The organism is Microbacterium sp. str. 'China' (assembly GCF_002993305.1).
GTDB lineage: Bacteria > Actinomycetota > Actinomycetes > Actinomycetales > Microbacteriaceae > Microbacterium > Microbacterium paraoxydans.
Genome location: NZ_CP027434.1, coordinates 101,929 through 122,486, shown reverse-complemented (window position 1 = coordinate 122,486; position 20,558 = coordinate 101,929). Strand labels below are relative to the sequence as shown.

General features: G+C 72.0%; 18 protein-coding genes. 10 read left to right on the top strand and 8 right to left on the bottom strand.

All coding sequences use genetic code 11. The features are described from left to right. Window position 1: 1 nt before the first annotated feature. Window positions 2-1,573: a S8 family peptidase gene (locus C6C15_RS00565; RefSeq protein WP_105949004.1), complete on the top strand. Its 1,572-nt coding sequence runs from the start codon at window positions 2-4 to the stop codon at window positions 1,571-1,573. A 48-nt stretch (window positions 1,574-1,621) separates the two neighbouring features. Continuing rightward, window positions 1,622-4,066, top strand: coding sequence for a CHAT domain-containing protein (locus tag C6C15_RS00560; RefSeq protein ID WP_105949003.1), 2,445 nt, complete (start codon window positions 1,622-1,624; stop codon window positions 4,064-4,066). A 257-nt stretch (window positions 4,067-4,323) separates the two neighbouring features. Here the strand turns inward: C6C15_RS00560 and C6C15_RS00555 are convergent, their stop codons facing one another. From C6C15_RS00555 to C6C15_RS00535, 5 genes are read right to left on the bottom strand one after another with little or no spacing between them, the layout of a single operon-like run. Then, window positions 4,324-5,100 (bottom strand): DeoR/GlpR family DNA-binding transcription regulator, encoded by a 777-nt coding sequence (locus tag C6C15_RS00555; protein WP_060923604.1) that lies wholly within the window; start codon window positions 5,098-5,100, stop codon window positions 4,324-4,326. Further along, window positions 5,097-6,029: a class II fructose-bisphosphate aldolase gene (locus C6C15_RS00550; protein ID WP_105949002.1), complete on the bottom strand. Its 933-nt coding sequence runs from the start codon at window positions 6,027-6,029 to the stop codon at window positions 5,097-5,099. The genes C6C15_RS00555 and C6C15_RS00550 overlap by 4 nt, the downstream gene beginning before the upstream one ends. Continuing rightward, window positions 6,026-6,970, bottom strand: a complete 945-nt coding sequence (locus C6C15_RS00545; RefSeq protein ID WP_105949001.1) for a 1-phosphofructokinase family hexose kinase — start codon at window positions 6,968-6,970, stop codon at window positions 6,026-6,028. Before C6C15_RS00545 ends, C6C15_RS00550 begins: the two co-directional genes overlap by 4 nt. Next, window positions 6,967-7,959: an ROK family protein gene (locus C6C15_RS00540; protein WP_083370966.1), complete on the bottom strand. Its 993-nt coding sequence runs from the start codon at window positions 7,957-7,959 to the stop codon at window positions 6,967-6,969. Before C6C15_RS00540 ends, C6C15_RS00545 begins: the two co-directional genes overlap by 4 nt. A gap of 25 nt (window positions 7,960-7,984) precedes the next feature. Continuing rightward, window positions 7,985-8,884, bottom strand: a complete 900-nt coding sequence (locus tag C6C15_RS00535) for an SIS domain-containing protein (protein ID WP_105949000.1) — start codon at window positions 8,882-8,884, stop codon at window positions 7,985-7,987. Between the two features lie 276 nt (window positions 8,885-9,160). On the opposite strand from C6C15_RS00535, the gene C6C15_RS00530 reads away from it, so the two are divergent. From C6C15_RS00530 to C6C15_RS00520, 3 genes are read left to right on the top strand one after another with little or no spacing between them, the layout of a single operon-like run. Continuing rightward, on the top strand, window positions 9,161-10,411 hold the full coding sequence (locus C6C15_RS00530) for an extracellular solute-binding protein (protein WP_234024189.1): 1,251 nt from the start codon (window positions 9,161-9,163) through the stop codon (window positions 10,409-10,411). Window positions 10,412-10,442: 31 nt separating this feature from the next. Next, a complete protein-coding gene (locus C6C15_RS00525; protein ID WP_060923387.1) occupies window positions 10,443-11,414 on the top strand; it encodes a carbohydrate ABC transporter permease in 972 nt (323 codons plus the stop codon). Between the two features lie 2 nt (window positions 11,415-11,416). Continuing rightward, entirely contained in the window at window positions 11,417-12,343 is a 927-nt protein-coding gene (locus tag C6C15_RS00520; protein WP_082750161.1) for a carbohydrate ABC transporter permease, read from the top strand. A 116-nt stretch (window positions 12,344-12,459) separates the two neighbouring features. Here C6C15_RS00520 and C6C15_RS00515 read toward each other — a convergent pair whose 3' ends face one another. Beyond that, entirely contained in the window at window positions 12,460-13,623 is a 1,164-nt protein-coding gene (locus C6C15_RS00515; RefSeq protein ID WP_060923386.1) for an ROK family protein, read from the bottom strand. 122 nt (window positions 13,624-13,745) lie between these two features. On the opposite strand from C6C15_RS00515, the gene C6C15_RS00510 reads away from it, so the two are divergent. The 4 genes from C6C15_RS00510 to C6C15_RS00495 all read left to right on the top strand — a co-directional run bounded on the left by C6C15_RS00510 (window position 13,746) and on the right by C6C15_RS00495 (window position 17,857). Next, window positions 13,746-14,843 carry an ROK family transcriptional regulator gene (locus C6C15_RS00510; protein WP_083370965.1) on the top strand — a complete coding sequence of 366 codons (1,098 nt, stop codon included), beginning with the start codon at window positions 13,746-13,748 and terminating at the stop codon, window positions 14,841-14,843. A 104-nt stretch (window positions 14,844-14,947) separates the two neighbouring features. Further along, complete coding sequence (locus tag C6C15_RS00505; RefSeq protein ID WP_083370964.1) at window positions 14,948-15,541, top strand: short chain dehydrogenase; 594 nt, start codon at window positions 14,948-14,950, stop codon at window positions 15,539-15,541. After that, window positions 15,541-16,083, top strand: coding sequence for a GNAT family N-acetyltransferase (locus C6C15_RS00500; RefSeq protein ID WP_105948998.1), 543 nt, complete (start codon window positions 15,541-15,543; stop codon window positions 16,081-16,083). Before C6C15_RS00505 ends, C6C15_RS00500 begins: the two co-directional genes overlap by 1 nt. Before the next feature lie 67 nt (window positions 16,084-16,150). Next, the gene (locus C6C15_RS00495) at window positions 16,151-17,857 is read left to right on the top strand and encodes a long-chain-fatty-acid--CoA ligase (protein WP_060922332.1); all 1,707 of its coding nucleotides are present in this window, start codon (window positions 16,151-16,153) and stop codon (window positions 17,855-17,857) included. A 9-nt stretch (window positions 17,858-17,866) separates the two neighbouring features. On the opposite strand, the gene C6C15_RS00490 is transcribed toward C6C15_RS00495, so the two are convergent. Continuing rightward, window positions 17,867-18,166 (bottom strand): chorismate mutase, encoded by a 300-nt coding sequence (locus C6C15_RS00490; RefSeq protein WP_025104206.1) that lies wholly within the window; start codon window positions 18,164-18,166, stop codon window positions 17,867-17,869. A 62-nt stretch (window positions 18,167-18,228) separates the two neighbouring features. Between C6C15_RS00490 and C6C15_RS00485 the strand changes: the two genes are divergently transcribed. Beyond that, on the top strand, window positions 18,229-19,455 hold the full coding sequence (locus C6C15_RS00485; RefSeq protein WP_105948997.1) for an AI-2E family transporter: 1,227 nt from the start codon (window positions 18,229-18,231) through the stop codon (window positions 19,453-19,455). Between the two features lie 165 nt (window positions 19,456-19,620). Here the strand turns inward: C6C15_RS00485 and C6C15_RS00480 are convergent, their stop codons facing one another. After that, window positions 19,621-20,541 carry an ABC transporter substrate-binding protein gene (locus C6C15_RS00480; RefSeq protein ID WP_060922328.1) on the bottom strand — a complete coding sequence of 307 codons (921 nt, stop codon included), beginning with the start codon at window positions 20,539-20,541 and terminating at the stop codon, window positions 19,621-19,623. Window positions 20,542-20,558 lie beyond the last annotated feature (17 nt).

The following is a 20,558-nucleotide window of genomic DNA, read 5'->3' as shown; positions in this document are numbered from 1 at the left end:
GATGGAGCAGCCCCAGGGATGGACCTGGCAGGACCGCGCGGAGGGATCGATCCGCCGCGGCACCGCCCTCGACCCCAGCACGGAACCGGTGGACGGGATCCGGGCGTTCCCCACCGCGTACCTGCCCGAGAGGCTGCTCATCACGCGCGCCCTGGACGAGCAGGAGGCGTACGACCGCGAGCTGCGCGCCCTGAGGGATGCCGCGGACTCCTTCGGCTGGCGGCTGGAGGTGGAGTCGCCGGAGCGCGAGATCGGGAACGGCGAGCTCGTGCCGGGTGTCGCGGGGTTCCTGCGGGCACGCCTGACCACGCCGGATGAGCCGACCAGGGGCGAGTCCCCCGTGGCACCCGACGCCTGGCGGGTCTTGCAGCGCGCGCGCCGGCTGTCGCGCTCGACCATGCCGCGGACCAGCCTGGAGCACGTGCTCTCGATCGACCCGGTCGGACTCAACCCGTTCACCCGGACGAACCCGTTCACCCGGACGAACCCGTTCACGCGGACGAACCCCGTCCGCGGTGCCGCTCCCGGCGGAGGCGGCAGCGACGACTACCTGGAGCCCGGACGCGGGGCGCGGCAGCCGGTCACCTGGCTCGGTCCCGCTCCGGCTCGAGCAGCCGCTCCGAAGCGCGGACGACGACCGGTCGTGGCGATCCTCGACACCGGCTGCGGCGAGCACGCCTGGCTGCCGTCCGACATCGTCACCCGGCACGTCGAACTCGACGGCGTCCCCGTGGGCTTCACGGACGACGCCGACCCCGAACGCTACCCCGACCTGTACGGGCAGCTCGACGGCGAGATCGACGCCGTGGCCGGGCACGGCACCTTCATCGCGGGCCTCGTGCGTCAGGCCGCCCCGGACGCCGACATCCTCTCGATCCGCGTCGCCGGCGCGCTCGGGGTGGTCGACGAGAGCACGCTCCTGGAGACCGTGGCGCAGGTCGTGGAACTGCTGCGGCGGCACCGCGAGGACCCGACGACCGGCTTCCCGATCGACGTGCTCAACCTCTCCCTCAGCTACTACCACGAGACCCCGACCGACGGGCTCTTCAGCAGGACCCTGTACGAGCTGCTCGCGAAGGCCAGGGAGCTCGGCTGCGTGGTCGTCTGCTCGGCCGGCAACGACGCGATCGACCGGCCCTCGTTCCCCGCCTCGCTGTGGCCGTGGCCCGGCGCCGACAACGGGCTGCCGTCCGACGACGGCGCTCCGCACGTGTCGGTCGGCGCCCTGAACCCGTCGGCGCACTCCGTCGCCCTGTTCTCGAACGTCGGCCCCTGGGTGCAGGTGTACGCCCCGGGCGCGGCCGTGGTCAGCACCTCGCCCGCCTTCGTCGGCGGCGCGCAGGCCGCGACCCGCGCGGACATAGACGGGCTGCCGCGCGAGACGCTCGACCCGGACGACTACCGCGGCGGCTTCGCGGTGTGGAGCGGCACCTCCTTCGCCGCTCCGTACATCGCCGGTCGGGTCGCGGCCCAGCTCGGCGCCGTCCCGGCCACGGGGGTGAAGCCCGCCGTCGCCGGGAAGGCCGTCGCCGCCGTGCTGAAGTCCCTGCCGACGCCGCACGAGAGGTCCTGACACCTCGCACCCTTCCGCACGACCGCTCCGGCACGGCATCCTGGACGGATGCCCCTGTCCGCGAGCGCGCTCCACCGACGCGGCGTCGAGGCGGCCAACGCCCGGCAGTTCACCCGCGCCCGGCGGGACCTGGAGAAGGCCGCCGCCCGCACCGACGACGCCGACCTCCGCGCCCGCATCGACGGGACGGCCGCCTACGTGCTCGCGCAGACCGGCGAGCCCGCGGCGGCGGAGGCGCTGTGCCGGGGGGCGCTGGCCAGGGACGGGCTGCAGGCCGAGACCATCGCCCTCCTCGGCGGGCAGCTCGGCGCCCTCCTCATGCACGGGGGCCGGATGGAGGAGGCCGAGGCGAGCCTGACCGCCGCGATCGACGCCCTGGCCGCGACCGGCAGCGATACCCCCGCGCTCGCCAACTGCCTGATGAACCGGGCGGTCGTGCGGATGCAGCGCCATCACCTGGACACCTGCATGGCCGACCTCCGCCGTGCGATCGGGATCTACGAGGCGCACGACCAACCGGACTCCCTCGCCGAGGCCACGCACAACCTCGGTTACGCCGCGCTCCTCGGCGGCGACCTCGTGTCGGCGCTGCGCCTGATGGCCGAATCCCGGCCGACGTTCGCCGCCACCAGTGCCCTCGCCACCGCCATCAGCGACCTCGACCGCGCCGAGGTGCTCCGCGACGCCGGGCTGACGACCGAGGCGGAGGCCCTGCTCGCCCAGGTGGCCGTGCAGTTCGGCGCCCAGCGGATGCGCCAGGCCCGCGGCGAGGCGGAGTTCCACCTCGCCCGCTCCCTCGTCCGGCACGATCCCCGGGCCGCCGCGCGCGCCGCGAGGACGGCAGCCCGCCGCTTCACCTCCCTCGGCAGCAGCGGCTGGGCGGCCCGCGCCGCGGCGGTGGAACTGGAAGCGCGACAGCGGATCCGGCCCGATCGCCCCCTCGACGCCGCCGCGTGGGAGCAGGTGGCGCAGGAGCTCGACCGGAGCGGCTTCCGCACCGAGGCCACGGCCCTACGGTTGAGCGCCCGCCGCGACGGCACCGGCCGTCTCCCCCGCATCCCCGCCTCGGCCCCGACGCCGCTGCGGCTCCGCGCGCAGGAGGTGCGCGCGGCCCGCGCCGCCGGACGCGGTCGCGACGGGGAGGCGCTGCGCGCCGCGGCCACCGGGCTCGACCTGCTGTCGGCGTGGCAGCGGTCGTTCGGCGCCCTCGACCTGCAGGCCTCCGTCGCCATGCACGCCAGCGACCTCGTGTTCACGGGACTCGCCGCCGCCGTCCGCCGCCGCGACCCGGCGACGCTCTTCGAGTGGTCCGAGCGCGCCCGGCATCTCAGTCAGCAGGTCGCCCCGGTCCGCCCGCCGCACGACGACGCCCTCGCCGCCGACCTCGCCGAGCTGCGGATGCTGCGCGCCGACCTCGCGGGGGCGGACTGGACGACCGACCCCACCGTCCGCGCGCTCCGCGACCGGGTGCGGGAGCGGCAGTGGTCGGCCACCGGCTCCGGGGCGATGCGGGAACGTCGGACGCTGACCGAGGCCTCCGCGCTCCTGCCGGCCGACACGGCAGTCCTGGCCTACGTCTATACCGGCGCCGACCTGCACGGGGTGGTGGTGCAGCCGGACGGCGCGACCCTCGTCGCCCTGTCCTGGCCGCGAGTGCGGGCCGCTCTCGACGGCCTGCGCGCTGACCTCGACATGGCCGCTCTCACCCGGGACGGCGCGATGGGGCCGGTGACCGCGCGCGCTCTGACGGCGCGTCTCGCTGTCCTCGACGAGGAGCTGCTCGCGCCGATGCGCCGGGCCGCCGCGGGCGCCGCGCGGTTCGCGATCACCGTTCCCGGCATCCTCGGCGGGGTGCCGTGGGCCATGCTCCCCGGCATGCACGGAGTGCCGTTCACCCTCGCGACCTCGGTCTCGCGCTGGCTCGACGGGGAGGCTTCGGCCGCCTCGACCCCGCGCGTCGGGTTCGCGGCGGGACCACGGGTGGCGCGGGCCGCGGAAGAGGTCCAGCGCGCAGCGGAATCCTGGGCGGGACGAGGGACGACCCGGACGCTGCAGGGCCCCACCGCGACCGTGACCGCCGTCACGGAGCTGGCGGCCTCCGTCGACGTGCTCCATATCGCTGCGCACGGACGCCACGCGGTCGACAATCCGCTGTTCTCCGGGTTCGAACTCGCCGACGGGGTGCTCTTCGGCTACGACGTCGACCTCATCGCCCGGGTGCCGCGGACCGTGATCCTCTCGGCGTGCGAGCTGGGTCGCTCCTCCGTGCGCTGGGGCGAGGAGGCCCTGGGCATGACGCGGGTGTGGTTGCACGCGGGCGCGGAGGCGGTGATCGCGGCCCCCGTCACGGTGCCGGACGACGACGCGTGCGAGCTCCTGACCGCGGTCCACGAGGGTCTCGCCGGCGGCGCGTCCCCCGCCGACGCCCTGGCGAGCGCCGCGCTCATGACGGGGGTTTCCGCCCCGTTCCAGTGTCACGGCAACGGATTCTGACTTTTTTCCCGGATCGAGGTATCAGAATCGCACCCGCCTTCTCCTGTTCTTCGGAAGGTGTCGAGCGAAAGGCCTCGAAGGGAGAGGCACGAGGGAGGCGCCGTCGGTTCTGGGGAAACGCCACTGGGGAGCGGGAAGACGAGACGGACACCATCTGCTCCGGGAGCGTCGCGGTATGCAGCCGCGATGCTCCCGCAGGGCCTCGGCGATCTGGGGACGCCGAGGCCCTCGGGGCGTCCGCGTGCGGCCGGAGGGCCTCAGGCGAGGAGGACGGAGTACCCCGCGGCACGCAGCGCGTCGACAGCGGCCTGGTCGGCTCCTCGATCGGTGATGACCGTGGCGAAGAGCTCCGGCCCGCCGACGGTGGAGAAGGCCTCGGCCCCGAGCTTGCTGCCGTCGGTCACGACGACGGCCCGCCGCGCGCGCTCCGCCATCATCCGGTTCACCGCCGCCTCGCGCTCGTCCTGCGTGGTCGCCCCGGCTGCCGCGTCCATCCCGTTCACGCCGATGAACGCGAGGTCCAGCCGCACCCCGCGGAGCAGCTGCTCGACGAACGGGCCGACGAGCTCGTAGGTGCGCGAGTGGATGACCCCGCCCGTGACGACCACCTTGATCTCCGGCCGGGTCGCGAGCTGGGCGGCGATGTTCACGGCATTGGTGACCACCGTGATCCCGCCCTCCGCCGCCAGATCCTCGCGGGCGGCGAGCGCGGCCGCGATGGCCGTGGTCGTCGTGCCTCCGGAAAGCCCGACCACCATGCCGGGGGTGACGAGCCCCGCCGCGGTCTGCGCGATGCTCTCCTTCTCGTGCGTGCGGAGATGGCTCTTGTAGCGGAGGGGCAGTTCGTAGGCGACGGTCTGGGCCACGGCACCGCCGTGCGTGCGGGTGAGCAGCCGCTGCTCGGCGAGGGAGTCGAGGTCGCGGCGGGTGGTGGCCGGGGAGGCCCCGAACCGCTCCACCAGCTCCTCCACCGTGACCTCTCCGTCCGCCGCGAGGAGGTCGAGGATCGCGTGCAGTCGGGCCGCGCGCTTCACCGGTCGTCGTTTCGCGTCGAGGTCGCAGCCGTGCCCGGAACCTCTGCGACCGGAGCGGGATTCTCCGACGGCAGCAGGGCGAACAGTCGCAGCATCCGGGCGGCTTCGTCCGCGAGGGCGGCGCGGGCGGGAGCGAGGTACTTGCGGGAGTCGACGAGACGCTCGTCGGCGGCGAGCACCTCGCGGACCGCCCGCGTGAAGAAGCCGTTGAGATGGGTGGAGACGTTGACCTTCGTCATCCCGGCGCGCACGGCATCGGCGATCACGGCGTCGGCCACCCCGGACGAGCCGTGCAGCACGAGGGGCACATCCGTCCCGTCGGCGGCGGCACCACGCAGGGCCGCACGCAGGCGGGCGATGAGGTCGAGGTCGAGGGAGGCGGTGCGGTCGGTCATGGCGTGCGAAGACCCCACGGCCACGGCGAGGGCGTCCACACCGGTGGCGGCCACGAACGCCCGCGCCTCGCCCGGATCGGTGCGGACACCGGGGGCGTGGGCGCCGTCCTTCCCGCCCACCTCGCCGAGCTCGCCCTCCACGTACACCCCCGCCGCGCGGGCCCGGGCGGCGACCTCGGCTGTCAGCGCCACGTTCTCGTCGTAGGGCAGCGCGCCGCCGTCGAACATCACCGAGCCGAACCCGAGGGACACGGCTTCGTCCACGAGCTCCGGTCGCTCCGCATGGTCGAGGTGCACCGCCACCGGGGTCTCCGCGCGTCGTGCCGCGGCGAGCGTCGCGAGGGCGATCGGCTCCAGACCGCCGTGGTAGTCGGCGCAGTTCTGCGAGATCTGCAGGATCACGGGGAGCTGTGCGAGCGCGGAGGCTCGGACGAGGCCCTCTGCGGTCTCCAGATGGATGACGTTGAACGCGCCGATGCCGGTGCCGGCGGTGGCAGCCGCGGAGACGAGCTCCCGGGCGGAGACGAGGGTCACGAAGGGTCCTTCCGGAAGGAGGCGGGGCCGGGGCGGGAGACACGGAGCCGTTCCTCGAGCGCGCGCCAGCGGGGGGAGATGTCGCCGGCGAGCGGCATGAGGACGGCGGCTGCCGACCACGCTGTCGCGCGACGGAGGATGACCTCGGGGTCGCGCTCGCCCTCCGCGGTGAGCACGGCGCAGGCCGCGACCGCGGCGTCTCCGGCGCCGGTCGGGTTGCCGGAGAGCGGCTCGTCGAGTCGGGCGTGCAGGAGATCGGTCGGGGTGACCGCGAGCATGCCGTCGGCCCCGAGCGACAGGAGCACGAGCTCGGCGCCCCGGGCCAGCAGCGACCGCGCGCCCTCGACGGGGTCGTCGATCCCGGTGGCCTCGGCGAGCTCGGCGGCGTTGGGCTTGAGCACGGCGGCGCCGGCGTCGGCGGCGCGCAGGAGGGCCGGGCCGGAGGTGTCCACGATCACGGGGACGCGGGCGTCCGCACCCACCGCGACGAGCATCGGCACGAGCGAATCCGGCGCTCCCGGCGGGAGGCTCCCGGAGACGACGAGGACCCCGGCGCCGGGAAGCCGGTCGACGATCTCCGCGAGAAGCCCGCCCCACTCGGCATCGGTGGGGTTCACCCCTCGCTCGTTGACGATCGTGGTGTCGCCCGCGGCCTCGTCGACGAGGGCGATGCTGCGACGCGTGTCGGCCGCGACGGGCACGAGCACATGGGGCACGCCGCTGGCCGTGAGCTCCGCAGCGAACTCCGCGCCGACCGGACCGCCGGCCGTGGTCAGCGCGAGGACGGACGCCCCCTCGGCGTGTGCGACCCTGGCGACGTTGAGGCCCTTGCCGCCGGCGCGGGACGCTCCGGTCTCGGCGCGGTGCGTCCCGCCGGCGACGAGACGGTCGACCTGCCACGTGAGGTCGAGCGCGGGGTTCGGGGTGACGGTGAGGATCATGCGAGCTCCCTGGCGCGAAGGGCGGCGCCGATCAGTCCCGCATTGCCGGACAGCTCGGCCGGGACGAGTGCGGGGAGGCGGTGGAAGCTGAGGCGGGCGGCGAGGCGGGACCGCAGCTCGTCGAAGAGCGCGCCGCCCGCCCGCGACAGTCCGCCGCCGATCACCACGGCCTCGGGGGCGACCACAGCGGTCAGCTGCGCGAGCGACAGGGTGAGCGCGTCCAGCGCCGAGTCCCAGATGTCGGCGGCGACCCGGTCCCCGGCGGCCGCTCGGGCGATGACGTCCTTGGCGCCGTCCGGCGCCGTGCCCGTCGCCTCCCGGTAGCGGCGCGCGATGGCTCCCGCCGAGGCGACGGCCTCCAGACAGCCACGGGCACCGCACGGGCACACCGGTCCGTCGGCGATCGGGGAGTGCCCGATCTCGCCGGCATAGCCCCCGGCCGTGTAGGGGCGGCCGCCGACGAGCAGGGCCCCGGCGATCCCGGTGCCGATCACGAGGATCACCGCGTCGTCGTAGGCCCGCGCGCCGCCCAGCTCGTGCTCGGCCCAGCTCGCGGCACGCACGTCGTGGTCGAACGCGACGGGGAGGCCGAGACGCTCCGCGGCGAGCGCGCGCAGCGGCGCGTCCCGCCAGCCCATGTTGCTCGCGAACACGCCGATCCCTGCCGCGGCGTCGACGATCCCCGGCACCACGAGCCCGGCGGCGCGGGGCACCACGTCGGGATGCTCGTCGCGGAGCTGCGCGGCGAGCACCTGCAGCCGGTCGAGCAGCGCGGGGGTGCGGTCGCCGTCGGCCGTGGGAGTCGGCGTGCGGCGGAGGCCGAGCGCCCGTCCTTCCGCGTCGAACAGTGCCGACTTGATGTCCGTCCCGCCGACGTCGAAGGCCAGGACCGGCGACCCGGCGCCGAGCGTGCGCACCGCGGCGAGCTTCTCGCCGGCCTCGTCCCTCGCGACGTCGGGGATGGCGTCCGCGGCGTCGTTCGGGGTCATCGCTCGGCTCCGGGGATCGCTGGCGTCATGCATCCAGGATGACGGATCGCGTGAGGTTGCGCGGCTGGTCGGGGTCGAGCCCACGGGTCACGGCACGGTCGAGGGCTGTGCGGTGCAAGCGCACGAGGTCGGCGAGCGGGTCGATCGCGCGGTGCTCGAAACGGGCGCCCGTGGCGCGCACCTCCGCGGCCAGTCCTTCCGGTGCCTCTCCGAACTGCCACGTCACCCGGCCCGGCGCGGCGATGGCGATCGGACCGTGGCGGTAGTCCATCGACGGGTACGCCTCGGTCCACGACTGCGACGACTCGCGCAGCTTCAGGGCGGCCTCGTGGGCCAGGCCGATCGTCCAGCCCCGCCCGAGGAACGTGTACTGCTCGGCGTCGCGCAGCTCGGTGTCGTCGCCCTCCTCGGCGAGCACGGCCGTGGCGTCGGCGATGGCCCCGGAGAGGTCCTCGCCCAGCGACGCCCGGAAGAGAGCGAGCGCGGTCGTGGCGAAGCGCGTCTGCACCACCGACTGCTCGTCGGCGAACGGCAGCAGCACGGCGTCGTCGACGAGCGCGACGAGCGGGGAGTCGGGGTCGCCGATCACGCCGATCGTGCGGGTGCGCCCCTTGATGCGGTCGACGAGCTCCAGCACCTCGGTCGTGGTGCCGGAACGGGTGAGGGCGACGACCGCGTCGTACCCGCGGTCGATGAAGGCCTCGGACGCTGCGAACGCATCGGTCTCGCCGTGACCGGACGACTCGCGCAGCGCGGCGTACGACTGGGCCATGAACCACGAGGTGCCGCAGCCGACGACCGCGACCCGTGCCCCGCGAGCCGGCAGCAGCGCCTGCTCGGCGGTGAGCTCGGCGGCGGTGGCCCACATCTGCGGCTGGGAGCGGAGCTCTTCGCGCATGTGCGCGCCGGGCAGCGAATCGGTCATGATGAGGCCTTTCGGACGAGTTGTTGCGTACTTGTGATTGTTTCAGGCTTAATCCGATCATAGTATTTCGTCCCAAGAGAGCAACATCTTGATTTGTTTGTTTGCCTGACAAATAATCGGGACGAGTTCCCCCGAGCCCCCGCTCGGACGATCGCGACCACCTCGGCGGCGTGATCATCACGCACCGTCGCGTGGAGTGTTCTGCGACTGTGCACCACCCCCCTCTCCGGAGAGCGGATCCCGCCCGCTGGAGCAGCACCCACAGTGAGGAATGCAATGCCCATGAACAAGTCACGGCGATACGGGGCCGCAGCGGTCGCGGCCGTCGCCACGCTGTCGCTCGCATCCTGCGGTTTCGGTGGATCGGGAGGAGACAGCGGCGGCGGCGACGACGCCAGCACGCTCGACCTGCTCGTCCCCAGCTACTCCGACGCCACGAAGGGCCTCTGGGAAGACGTCATCGACGGTTTCACGAAGGACAACCCCGACATCAAGGTCAACCTCGAGGTGCAGTCGTGGGACAACCTCGAGAAGGTCATCTCCACGAAGGTCCAGGCGGGCGAGGCGCCCGACATCTACAACGGCGGCCCCTTCGCGGGCTTCGTCGAGGACGAGCTGCTCTACCCGGTCGAGGAGGTCGTGTCCGACGACGTCTACTCCGACTTCCAGGACTCCTTCCTCGCCAACGCCGAGGTCGACGGCACGGCCTACGCCCTGCCGATGATCGCCTCCGCGCGTGCCCTGTTCGTCAACAACGACCTCCTGTCCCAGGCAGGCGTCGAGGCGCCGACCGACTGGGACTCCCTGCTCGACGCGGCGACCAAGGTGTCCGGGCTCGGCGGCGGTGTCGCGGGCTACGGCATGCCGCTCGGCTCGGAGGAGGCGCAGGCCGAGGCCGCCGTGTGGCTCTGGGGCGGCGGTGGATCCTTCGGCGACGCGTCGGAGATCACCATCGACACCCCGGAGAACCTCGTCGGCGCCGAGCAGATCAAGAAGATGATCGACGCCGGGGCGACCCAGGCCGACCCCGGCTCCACGCAGCGCTCCCCGCTGATGGACATCTTCATCCAGGGCAAGATCGGCATGCAGGTCGGCCTGCCGCCGACGGTCGGCCAGATCGCCGACAACAACCCGGACCTCGACTACTCGATCGTGCCGATCCCGACCAAGGACGGCTCGCCGTTCACCCTCGGCGTCATGGACCAGCTCATGGCGTTCGAGAACGACGGCGACAAGCAGGAGGCGATCACGAAGTTCCTCGACTACTTCTACTCGCCCGAGGTCTACGTGCCGTGGGTGCAGGCGGAGGGCTTCCTCCCCGTCACGAAGTCCGGCGCCGAGGAGCTGTCCGGCGAGGAGGCCCTCAAGCCGTTCCTCGACGTGCTGCCCGACGCGCAGTTCTACCCGTCGACCAACCCGAAGTGGTCGGCAGCGGACGGCGCCTTCAAGTCGCTGTTCGGACAGATCCAGGATCAGCCGGCGGCCGATGTGCTGAAGCAGATCCAGGACCAGGTGGACGCGGGCTGACCCGCGGAACGGAGAGGTTCGGGAATCCCCCATGAGCCAGACGACAGAATCCTCGAACCTCGCGGGGGCGGCCACCGGCCGCCCCCGCACCCCGGACGCCGGGACGGCCGTGCGCGGTCGCCCGGGCGGCCGGGACCTCCTCCAAGCGCTGCCGTGGATCGCCCCCGCGCTGGTGCTCATCATCGGCGTGGTGCTGTTCCCCGCCGGTGTCATGTTCTTCAACTCCACCCGCGACATCTCGCTCTCGGGCCTGGACAAGGGCTCGGTCGGCTTCGACAACTTCGTGACCGTCTTCACGTTCCCGGAGTTCTGGCCGATCTTCGTCCGCACGATCGTCTGGGTCGTGTCGGTGGTGCTGTTCACGGTCGTGATCTCGCTCGGCCTCGCGCAGATCCTCAACAAGGCGTTCCCGGGGCGCCAGCTCGTGCGGATGGCGGTCATCGTGCCGTGGGCCGCGTCCGTGGTGATGACCACGATGGTCTTCTACTACAGCCTCGAGCCGTACTTCGGGGTCTTCAACAAGTTCCTCTACGACATCGGGCTCTCCGACGACGCGGTGGGCTACGGCTGGACGAAGAACCCGACGACGGCGTTCGCGTGGTCGATCGTCATCGCGGTGTTCGTGTCGCTGCCCTTCACGACCTACACGATCCTCGCCGGGCTCCAGGCGGTCCCCGCCGACGCGATCGAGGCCGCGAAGATGGACGGCGCCGGGGCCGCCCGCACCTACTGGTCGATCGTCCTGCCGCAGCTGCGCAGCGCCCTCGCCGTGGCGATCCTCATCAACATCATCAACGTCTTCAACTCGCTGCCGATCCTCAAGGTGATGACCGGGTCGATCCCGGGCTACGGCGCCGACACGATCATGACGCTCATCTTCAAGTACATCGAGCTGCAGAAGAAGGTCGACGTCGCGAGCGCCCTGTCGGTCGTGGCCTTCCTCATCGTGATCGCGATCGTCGCGGCCTACGTCAAGATCGTCAAGCCCATGAAGGAGGTCTGATCATGACCGTGACCGAGACCGCCCTCGTGACCACCGCCGACTCCCGCGGACGACGCACCCCGCCCATCCCCGGCCGCCGGCGCCGCTACACCGCGGATCAGGTGTCGCTGCCCCGCGTGATCCTGCGCACCGCCGCCGGGTTCCTCGTGCTCGCGATCTTCGTGCTGCCGTACCTCATCATGTTCTTCGGATCGGTGAAGACGAAGGCGCAGATCCGCTCGGTCGACCCGACCTACCTCCCGGTGGAGTGGCACTGGGAGAACTACCTCACGATGTGGTCGACACCTGAGACGCCGCTGCCGTACAACCTCGTCTCGACCATCGTCATCTCCGTGTTCGCGACGCTCCTGGTGCTGCTCGTGTCGCTCCCCGCGGCGTACTACACGGCCCGGTTCCGCTTCCCCGGCCGCATGGTGTTCCTGTTCCTCGTGATCGTGACGCAGATGCTGCAGCCGGCGGTGCTCACGTCGGGTCTGTTCCGGCAGTTCACCGTCCTCGGCCTCGGCGACACCTGGACCGCCATGATCTTCATCAACGCGGCCTTCAACCTGTCGTTCGCCGTGTGGATCATGCACTCGTTCTTCGCCGGCATCCCGAAGGAGGTCGACGAGGCGGCGCAGATCGACGGCGCCGGACGCCTCACGGTCCTGTTCCGGATCAACCTCCCGCTCGTCTGGCCGGGCATCGTCACCGCGATCGTGTTCACGTTCGTGGCCTGCTGGAACGAGTTCGCCGCTTCGCTGGTGATCCTGTCGACGGACAAGAACCAGCCGCTGTCGGTCGCCCTCACGAAGTTCGTCGGTCAGTACGAGACGAGCTGGCAGTACGTGTTCGGCGTCTCGATCGTGGCGATCCTGCCGGTCATCATCCTCTTCATGCTCATCGAGAAGCGCCTGGTGGGCGGCCTCACCGCCGGCAGCGTGAAGTAACCCAGTAACGCGTCCGGAACACCTGCACGACCGCGGCATGCGTGCAGGTGTTCCGGACGGGTCCGGTCGTGCACCCGTATCCGGGTCGTGCAGCCGGAACGTCGGGGACGGCGAGGTCAGGGGCGGGGGCCGCCGGCGCGGAGCTGGTCGGGACTCCACCGCACGCCGAGGACGGCGGTGAGGGCGGCCTGCGCGGTACCCGCGGACGGGGTGACACGCGGATCGGCATATCGGATGGGGACGTCCGCGGTGCCGCGGGCGGGATAGCCGCTCTCGGCGCGGACCCGCTCCAGGAACCGGGGGCCGAGCTCCGTCGCAGGACCGCCGATGACGACCTCGATGGGATCGAGCAGCGCCCCGATGAGCTTGATGGCGCGGGCCAACGCGCGGGCCCCATCGTCGATCAGTGCCTGATCCGCACGGGAGACGAGAGCGCGGACGGCCGGCACGTCCAGCGCGTCCGAGAACTCCTCCCCCAGCATCGGTCCCATCGCAGCCGCCGACTCCAGGCAGCCGCGACGGCCGCAACGACAGGGACGCGCGGCATCGCCGAAGACGACCTGCACGTGCCCGATCTCCCCCGCGCGGTCGCGCGGTCCCGGCGCGAGCTCCCCGTCGAGGGTGACGGCGGCGCCGATGCCGCCTCCGCTGTGGATGAACAGCCGGTAGCCCGAGGGCGCGGCGTCCAGCCCGGCCTCCGCGATGGCCTCGGCGTCGACGTCGTTGACGAGGAGGACCGGGACGCCGGTGATGCTCTCGAAGCGGTCCGCGAGCGGGACCTCGTGCCACTCCAGCTGCACGCTCTCCAGCACCGTGCGGCCGTCCGTCGTCCCCGGGACCTGCACACCGACCGCGAGCAGCCGTTCCCCGGAGGTCGCCACGACCTCCGCGACGGTCTCGTCCAGGACCCGGTCGCGCGTCTGCACGGTGTACGCGATGCTGCGGCGGGCGACCTCGGAGCCGTCGAGGGCGACGAGCGCCAGGTACGCACTGGTCGGCTGCACGACGAGCACGAGGATCAGATGATGCTCCGCGTCGATGCTGAGCGTGGTCGCGCGTTTGCCCCCCGTGCTCACCGCCTGCTCGCCCTCCGCGATGAGCCGGTGCTCGATGAGTTCCGCGACGAGGGACGACGCGGTCGCCGCTGTCAGGCCGGTCGCCCGCGCGATCCCTGCGCGCGTCTGCGAACCGGACGCCTGGAAGACGAGTTGGAGCGCCCGCCGCAGGTTCGCTCGCCGAACCGCCGCCTGGGTGTCCAGCGCGTCGTCGTGGGTGAACATCTGCGAGTTCCTTCTCGGGGCCGAGGTCCGTCGATTGACAGCGCGCGTACCGCTCCGTACGCTCGGTCCGTTAGTTTATTCATTGAACTTAGTCAGCCCGAGCGTCGATCGGGAGGAGCATCATGCGCTACCCCCAGATCCTAGAGCGCCCCGCCGATCGGGCACGAGCCGCGCAGGCGTCGTCCAACGGCCACGCCCGCGGCATCCGGGAACGCAACCGCGCCCTCGTCCTGCGCACGCTCATGGAGCAGTCGGCTCTCAGCCGCGCGGATCTCTCCCGGCTCACCGGCCTCGCCCGCCCCACCGTCTCCGACGTCGTGCGCGATCTGCTCGCCGACGGCGTGATCCGGGAGAGCGGACCCAGTCAGGAGTCCCGGCCGGGAAAGCCCGCCGTGATGCTCGAGTTCGACCAGCGGGCCGTGCAGGTCATCGCGCTCGACCTCTCCGTGCCCGGTGAGGTCATCGGGGCGCTGGCCTCGCCCGACGGCCGCCTCTCGCATCGCCTCCATCGGCCGCGTACCCCCGACGCCGCGGAAGCCGTCGCCGGTCTCGTCGCGGAACTGCGCAGCCTCACCGACGGGCCCGCGCTCGGGATCGGCATCGGTGTGCCCACCGGCTCCTCCGCGCTGCTCGGTCTCGGACCGCGACTCGCGGAGATCCTCGACGCCCCCGTGCACCTCTTCGACGACGCTGATCTCGTGGCCGACGCCGAGCAGCGGTTCGGTGCCGTCGGCACCGACTTCCTCCTCGTCCGCCTCGGGACCCGCATCGGCACCGCGATCCGCGTCGTCGGCGACGACGGCGCCCCGGTCGAACGATCCATCGGCGCCCGTGAGCTCGCGCACGTCGGTGCGGGTGGCGACCCCGGCGAGCTGTGCCTGTGCGGCCGCGACGGCTGCGTCCATGCGTGGGCCGCGGCTCCCGCGATCGCCCGGCGCCTGGAGACCCCGGGCGCAGACCACGCGACGGTGCTCACCGCCGCCGGCGCCCGGCTCGGCACGTCGCTCTCGGTCATCGCCGCCGCCGTCGACCTGCCCACGATCGTCCTCAGCGGTCCGGACGGGATCGTCTCCCCGGAGTTCGTGGACGCGACGGCCGCCGCGGTCCGTGCCGCCTCGCACCCCTCGCTCGGACCGGCCGTGGTGCCGAGCGCGCTCGACGACGCCGTCCTGCTGGGCGCGGCGACCCGCGTGGTGGCCGCCGAGTTCAGCCCGCGCTGACGGACGCGCCCGTCATCCGTCCTCTCCCGCCCGGAAGGGATGGAAGACTCGATCCCGCGGGGCGGCGACCCGTCGCCTCGGTCCGTCCTGGGAGAGGAATCCGCATGAAGGCACTCGTGATCGGCGCGACCGGCAGCATCGGCGGGGTCGTCGCCGCCACCCTCGACGTTCGCGGACACGAGGTCGTGCGGGCGTCCCGCTCCGGCGAGCAGAGCGTGGACGTGACCGACCCCGCCTCCATCCGCAGCCTCTTCGAGCGGGTCGGCCCGGTCGACGCCGTCGTGGTCGCCGTGGGCTCCGTGCCCTTCAAGCCGCTAACCGATCTCGACCGCGACGACTATCTGTCCGCCTTCACCGGGAAGACCCTCGCGCAGCTCGACGTCGTGCGGATCGCCCTCGACCACGTGACCGACGGCGGCTCCCTCACCCTCACCAGCGGCGTGCTCGCGCGAGAGCCGATCGCGTCGGGAGCGGCGGCGGCGATGGCCAACGGCGCCCTGGAGTCGTTCGTGATCACGGCGGCAGCCGAGGCCCCGCGGGGCATCCGCATCAACGCGGTCTCGCCCGACGTGCTGGCGAACTCCCCCGGGTACTTCTCGACCTTCCCCGGGCACCGCCCGGTCACCGACGACGAGGTCGGCCAGGCGTACGTGCGCGCGGTCGAGGGCATCGTCACGGGGCGGGTGCTCACCGTCTGATGGCGCTCTCCCTCACTCCCGTCCCCGCTCTGTCCACCGAGCGACTGGACCTCGTGCCGCTCGGACCCGAGCATCTCGACGGCACCTGGGCGGCGCTGCAGGAGCCCGAGGTGCTGCGGTTGACCGGCACCCACGCGCGCTTCACCCGCGAGGGCGTCGAGACCTGGCTCCGGTCGCTCGACGACCGGGACGACCGGGCGGATTGGGCGATCCTCCGTCGCGAAGACGGCGCGCACATCGGCGAGGTGGTCCTCAGCGACCTGGACGAGGACAATGGCTCGGCCGGTTTCCGCATTGCTCTCGCCGGCCCGCGATGGTTCGGCGCCGGATACGGGACGGAGGCGACGCGCGCGGTCATCCGTCACGCCTTCGACACCGTAGGACTGCACCGCGTGGAGCTCGAGGTGTACGCGTTCAACCCGCGGGCGCAGCGCGCCTACGAGAAGGCCGGGTTCATGGTCGAGGGCCGGCGCCGGGAGGCGCTGCGCTGGGACGGCGAATGGGTGGACGCGATCGTCATGGGCATACTCGCGGACGGGTGACTGCACGCCGAGCGGTGGTGAGCGCAAGGGGGAGGCGGAGCACAGGTCCATGTCGGAGGATGAGGGCATGACCGACGCGCCGCTGTCTTCCCGTCCCTGGCTCCGCTCCTATGCCGAGGGCGTGCCGGCCGACATCGACGAGCCGACGCAGACCCTGCCGCAGATGCTTGCCGCCGGCATCCGGCGGTACTCGCGTCGCCCCGCCCTCGAGTTCTTCGGCGCCGTCACGAGCTATCGGGAGCTCGGCGAGCAGATCGACCGCGCCGCGGAGGGACTCCGCCACCTCGGGGTCACGAAGGGCGACCGGGTGGCGCTGGTGCTGCCGAACTGCCCGCAGCACGTCGTCGCGTTCTACGCGGTCCTGCGTCTCGGCGCGATCGTCGTCGAGCACAACCCGCTCTACACCGCGCGCGAGCTGCGGCATCAGTTCGAGGACCACGGGGCCCGCGTCGCGATCGTGTGGGACAAGGTCGCCGATACCGTCGCGGGGTTCCCCGACGATCTCCGGGTCGGCCACATCGTGAGCGTCGACCTCACGGCGGCGATGCCCCTGTCGAAGCGCCTCCTGCTGCGACTCCCCGTCCCGAAGGCCCGGGCATCGCGGGCGAAGCTGACCAGCACGCCACGCGCGCGCCACCTGACGCCGTGGAAGAAGCTCGTGTCGCACCGGCGGCTCCCCCGCCGCACCCCCGGGCCGTCGCTGGGCGACACCGCCGTCCTGCAGTACACGAGCGGGACGACCGGGCTCCCCAAGGGCGCCATCCTCACCCATGCGAACCTGCGGGCCAACGCGATGCAGGGGCGGGCCTGGGTGCCCGGACTCCGCAACGGCGAGGAGACGTTCTACGCCGTGCTGCCGCTCTTCCACGCCTACGGACTCACCCTGTGCCTCACGTTCGCGTTGAGCATCGGGGCGAAGGTGGTGCTGTTCCCGGCCTTCGATGTGAGCCTGGTCACGGACGCCGCCCGCACGAGCCCGCCGACCTTCCTCCCCGCGGTGCCGCCCATCTACGATCAGCTGGCCCGCGCGGCCGGACGCGGAACGGTGGACCTCTCCACGGTGCGGTTCGCGATCTCCGGGGCCATGAGCCTCCCCGTGGCGACGGTGCGACGCTGGGAGGAGGCCACCGGGGGACTGCTGGTCGAGGGGTACGGGATGACCGAGGCCTCCCCCGTCGCGCTCGGAAACCCGATGGGTCCGACGCGGCGCCCCGGTACCGTCGGCGTCCCGTTCCCGAGCACGGAGATCCGTGTCGTCGACCCCGACGACCCCGATGTCGACGTACCCACGGGTGAGCCCGGCGAACTGCTGCTGCGCGGACCGCAGGTCTTCCAGGGGTACTGGGGGCGCCCCGGCGAGACGGCCGAGACCCTGTTGCCGAACGGCTGGCTCCGCACCGGCGACATCGCCGAGGTCTCGCCCGACGGGTTCGTCACCATTGTCGACCGCCGCAAGGAGCTCATCATCACCGGCGGCTTCAACGTCGCGCCCAGCGAGGTGGAGAGCGCGCTGGAGGCCCACCCCGACGTCGTCGCGGCCGCCGTCGTGGGGCTCCCTCGGGCGAGCGGCGGCGAGGAGGTCGCCGCCGCAGTGGTGCTCCGCGAGGGCGCGGCGGCGGACATGGACGCGCTCCGTGACTTCTGCCGCACCCACCTGACCGCCTACAAGGTGCCGCGCCGGATCACCGCCGTCGACGACCTCCCCCGGTCGCTCATCGGCAAGGTGCTGCGGCGCGAGGTGCGCGACCGGCTGCTCGCCGAGCGCGGGGCATGACGCGCGGGCTCAGCGCCCCTCGGCGGCCTCGGTGTGGTGGCGGATGACCTCGGCCACGACGAAGTTGAACCACTTCTCCGCGAACTCCGGGTCGAGGTGGGCGTCCTCCGCGAGCGCGCGGAGCCGAGCGACCTGCTGCTCCTCGCGGTTCGGGTCGGACGGCGGCATCGCGTGCTCGGCCTTGAGGTGTCCCACCTGCTGTGTGGCGCGGAACCGCTCCGCGAGCAGGAAGATCAGGGCCGCGTCGATGTTGTCGATGCTCGCACGCAGCCGGAGCAGTTCGGCCTTCGGATCCTCAGCGGCAGTCATGCCCCTACTCTAGAGCCGCGGATCACCCGGCCTCCGACGAGGGGCACCGCTATCGTGTGCTCATGAGCAACGACCAGTCGCCGGCCTCCGCTCCGCATGACGGCCAGGGCGGTCCCGCCCCGGACTCCGTCCCCGCCCCCGTCGACGCCGCGCTGGTCGGTGCCGCGGTGAAGGCGCCAGACGCCGCCGCGAAGCCGTCCGTCCCCGTGGTGATCGAGCCGACCACGCCCAGTCGCTCATTCTGGACGCGGATCGATCGGCCGTTCGTCTTCGGGTTCCTCGTGACCCTCGGCGGTCTCGGGGCGATCGTGATCGGCAGCGCGCTCTACAGCCTCTCCACCGTCCTCATCTACATCGCTCTCGCCCTGTTCGCCGCGCTCGGTCTCGACCCGGCCGTCCGCTTCCTCGAGCGTCGCGGCATCTCCCGTGCGCTCTCCGTCGTCGTGACCATCCTCGCCCTCATCGTCGTCGTCGCCCTCGTCCTCTGGATGATCGTGCCCATCGTCGTGGATCAGATCGCCGGGTTCGTGAAGTCGGTTCCCGGCATGATCCAGGACTTCACGAAGTCCGACCTCTACGCCACCCTCGACGACCAGTTCGGCGACCAGTTCCAGGACCTCGTGTCGGAAGTGGAGGATTTCCTCTCGGACTTCAGCAATCTCGCGACGATCGGCGGCGGGGCGCTCCAGGTCGGCGCGTCCATCGCGAGCGGTATCTCGGGCGCGATCGTGGTGCTCGTGCTGACGCTGTACTTCCTCGCGACCCTGCCGGCCATGCGCCAGGGGCTGCTGCGCCTGGTCCCGGCCCGCGACCGCGGCCGCGCCGGCGACATCTCCCAGCAGATCACCGACTCCGTGGGCGGCTATGTGATGGGGATGGTCGTCCTGGCGTTCTGCAACGCGACTCTCGCCCTCATCCTCTACACCGTGCTGGGCTTGCCGTTCCCGCCGCTCATGGCCGCGATCGCCTTCTGCGTCACGCTCATCCCGCTCGTCGGCTCGGTGCTGTTCTGGATGATCGGCACCATCCTCGCGCTGTTCACGAACCCGATCGCCGCGCTGGTCTTCGCCGCCATCTACCTCGTCTACATGCAGATCGAGGCGTACGTGCTCACCCCCCGGGTCATGAACAAGGCGGTGGCCGTGCCGGGCTCGCTCGTCGTCATCGGCGCCCTCGCCGGCGGCACGCTCCTCGGGCTGCTCGGCGCCCTCGTGGCCGTGCCCGTCACCGCCTCGATCCTCATCATCGTCAAGCAGGTGGTCGTGCCGAAGCAGGACTCCCGCACCTGATCCCACCCCCGCCCAGGGCACAACTTCCGAGATCCGGGGCGACACACCGTCAGCCCGGGGTCCTCCGCGGCGTGTCGGGCGCGATCTCCGAAGCTGTGCACGCCGGCGGTCGAGGACGACGAAGCGCCCGCCCCCTGAGGGCCGGGCGCTTCGCGGGGAGACGATTCAGACGAGGTCGTTGTCCGTCAGCCACTGCTTCGCGATGTCCTCCGCCGACTTCTGGTCGACCGTGCTCTGCACGTTGAGGGCGACGAGCTCCTCGGCGGTCAGCTTGGCGCTGATGCCGTTGATGACGTCGGCGATCTCGTCGGCCACGTCGCTGGAAGCGATCGGGACGACGTTCGAGGCCAGGATGATGTTCTCCGGGTCTTCCAGCGCCACGATGTCCTCGGTCTGGAATGCCGGATCGGCCGAGTAGATGTCCGCGACCTGGATCTCGCCGGCGAGCAGCGACTCCAGCGTCGTGGGACCGGTAGCGGAGAACGCCAGGTCGACGCCGTAGACCTCCTTGGCCGCCGCGGGACCGTACGGACGCTGCTCGAACTCGGGAGCCGCGCCGATCGTGACCGGGGTGGTGACGTCTGCGAGGTCGGCGATCGAGGTGAGGTCGTTCTCCTCGGCGAAGCTCTTGAGCACCGTGTAGGTGTCCTGGTCGGAGGCCTCGGCGTAGTCCAGCGCGGTGAGGCCGTCCGGGAGCGCGTCCTTCAGGGCCGCGTAGACGTCGTCCGGGCTGGTGGCGGTCGCATCCTTGTCCAGGTACTCGAGCAGGTTGCCCGTGTACTCGGGGAACAGGTCGATCGCCCCGGACTCGACGTCCGGCATGTAGGCGTCGCGCTGGCCGATGCTGAACTGGCGGTCGACGTCGAAGTCGGCGGCCTCGAGCGCCTGCGCGTAGATCTCGGCGATGATCTCGTTCGAGTAGTAGGCCTGCGAGCCGATGACGATGGTGTCGCTGCCACCACCGTCGCCGGCGTCGTCGGTGGGCGCGTCCAGCGGGTTGCTGTTGGCGCAGCCGGAGAGGGCGAGGGCGGCGGCGAGCGCGACGCCGCCGGCAAGGGCGAGGCGGGACTTTCGTGCGGTGAACATGGACTTCCTCTTCTCTG

Bases quoted from the DNA above. Each gene is read 5' to 3' on its own strand.
- C6C15_RS00510 (WP_083370965.1), top strand. From the start codon at position 13,746: ATGCGCTACCCCCAGATCCTAGAGCGCCCCGCCGATCGGGCACGAGCC.
- C6C15_RS00500 (WP_105948998.1), top strand. From the start codon at position 15,541: ATGGCGCTCTCCCTCACTCCCGTCCCCGCTCTGTCCACCGAGCGACTG.
- C6C15_RS00480 (WP_060922328.1), bottom strand. From the start codon at position 20,541: ATGTTCACCGCACGAAAGTCCCGCCTCGCCCTTGCCGGCGGCGTCGCG.
- C6C15_RS00525 (WP_060923387.1), top strand. From the start codon at position 10,443: ATGAGCCAGACGACAGAATCCTCGAACCTCGCGGGGGCGGCCACCGGC.
- C6C15_RS00505 (WP_083370964.1), top strand. From the start codon at position 14,948: ATGAAGGCACTCGTGATCGGCGCGACCGGCAGCATCGGCGGGGTCGTC.
- C6C15_RS00485 (WP_105948997.1), top strand. From the start codon at position 18,229: ATGAGCAACGACCAGTCGCCGGCCTCCGCTCCGCATGACGGCCAGGGC.
- C6C15_RS00515 (WP_060923386.1), bottom strand. From the start codon at position 13,623: ATGTTCACCCACGACGACGCGCTGGACACCCAGGCGGCGGTTCGGCGA.
- C6C15_RS00530 (WP_234024189.1), top strand. From the start codon at position 9,161: ATGCCCATGAACAAGTCACGGCGATACGGGGCCGCAGCGGTCGCGGCC.
- C6C15_RS00495 (WP_060922332.1), top strand. From the start codon at position 16,151: ATGACCGACGCGCCGCTGTCTTCCCGTCCCTGGCTCCGCTCCTATGCC.
- C6C15_RS00490 (WP_025104206.1), bottom strand. From the start codon at position 18,166: ATGACTGCCGCTGAGGATCCGAAGGCCGAACTGCTCCGGCTGCGTGCG.
- C6C15_RS00520 (WP_082750161.1), top strand. From the start codon at position 11,417: ATGACCGTGACCGAGACCGCCCTCGTGACCACCGCCGACTCCCGCGGA.
- C6C15_RS00545 (WP_105949001.1), bottom strand. From the start codon at position 6,970: ATGATCCTCACCGTCACCCCGAACCCCGCGCTCGACCTCACGTGGCAG.
- C6C15_RS00540 (WP_083370966.1), bottom strand. From the start codon at position 7,959: ATGACCCCGAACGACGCCGCGGACGCCATCCCCGACGTCGCGAGGGAC.
- C6C15_RS00560 (WP_105949003.1), top strand. From the start codon at position 1,622: ATGCCCCTGTCCGCGAGCGCGCTCCACCGACGCGGCGTCGAGGCGGCC.
- C6C15_RS00565 (WP_105949004.1), top strand. From the start codon at position 2: ATGGAGCAGCCCCAGGGATGGACCTGGCAGGACCGCGCGGAGGGATCG.
- C6C15_RS00535 (WP_105949000.1), bottom strand. From the start codon at position 8,884: ATGACCGATTCGCTGCCCGGCGCGCACATGCGCGAAGAGCTCCGCTCC.